This is a genomic window from Neorhizobium sp. P12A (assembly GCF_008365395.1).
Classification (GTDB): Bacteria; Pseudomonadota; Alphaproteobacteria; order Rhizobiales; family Rhizobiaceae; genus Rhizobium.
The window spans coordinates 1-1209 of sequence record NZ_QOVX01000076.1; the positions used below are offsets into that span (position 1 = coordinate 1).

Sequence of the window (1209 nt, forward strand, 5' to 3'; positions counted from 1 at the left end):
TCTCTGATTGAATCTCGTGTCGAGACTGTATCGGATGTTGTACCGGCAGCGGTTGATGTAATGGCGTTGGCGATATCGAGGAACTTCAGGAGTTCGACGGAGCCGGAATTGCCGGTGTAGAGGATGTCCTTGTCGGCCAGCGCGAACTTCTGGGCGGCGAAGAAGCCGGACGGGTCACGCAGGTTGGCGCGGAAGACGACCGGGATCTTGTCGGATGGGAAGGCCGAGGTGTTGACGTTCATCGCCTGCAGGATCTTGCGGTCGACATTGCGATAGAGCAGCACCTGGGCCGGGTTCGCCTGGTCGTCCCTCAGGCCGCCCGCCTTGGCGATGCCTTCGGCCAGCGACAGGTCGGTGTCCTCGAAGTCGAAGCGGCCGTTCTGGCCGTTGGCGCCGAAGGCGACGAAGGTGCGGCGCTGATGGTCGGCAAAGACCGTGTCGTCGGGCGCGACATAGATGTTTTCCGACGGGTTCTTCAGCAGCGTCTCGTAAGGAACGGTCGCCGTCTTGCCGCGGCGCTGCAGCGTGATGTTGGTCTCGATGCCTGCCGTCTTCAGGCCGCCGGCCTGCGACAACACGTCGAGCACGCGCTCGCCCGACGAATTGAGCTCGACGCGGGTCGGCGTCGTCACGTCGCCCAAAACCGCCACCTGGCTGGAATTGCTTGTCACCGTGGTGATGACGACCTGCGGCTCGATGGCGCGGTTGGACAGCTTGTCCTCGATGTCGCGCTCGACCTCTTCCTTCAGGCGGCCGGCTGCCTGGATCCGTCCCGCATAGGGCACGCTGATCGTGCCTGACCGGTCGATCGTCTGGTTGGGGAGCGTGATGAAGTTGCCCGGACGGCTGCCGGCATCAGACGGAATGAACAGGCCGCCCGACTGGGCTTCGAAGATCGAGACCTGGACAACGTCGCCATAACCGAGCGGAATGTCCGGCGGGCCGCCCTTGCCGCCGCCAAAACTCTGCTTCAGCGAGGTCGCGGCCTTCTCGTCGAAATATTTCAGCATGTTCTGGCTGAGGTCGACCAGGACATAGTCGATGCCGGCCTTGCGGTCCTTGGTGGTGACCTTGACGGCGGCATGGTTGTCGATGGCTTTTTCATCGGGGCCGGAGCGCGGCAGGTAAGTACATCCCGACAACAACATCGCAGCAAAGGCAATGCAGCCGATCGGCTTCAAAATGTTTTTGTTCATATACCGCCCACTC

1 protein-coding gene is annotated in these 1209 nt (G+C 62.1%); it reads right to left on the bottom strand.

Annotated features, from left to right (window positions below; all coding sequences use genetic code 11):
• Window positions 1–1196: polysaccharide biosynthesis/export family protein (locus DTW90_RS36945; RefSeq protein ID WP_149345065.1), on the bottom strand; the 1196-nt coding region annotated here is incomplete at its 3' end.
• Window positions 1197–1209: the final 13 nt, after the last annotated feature.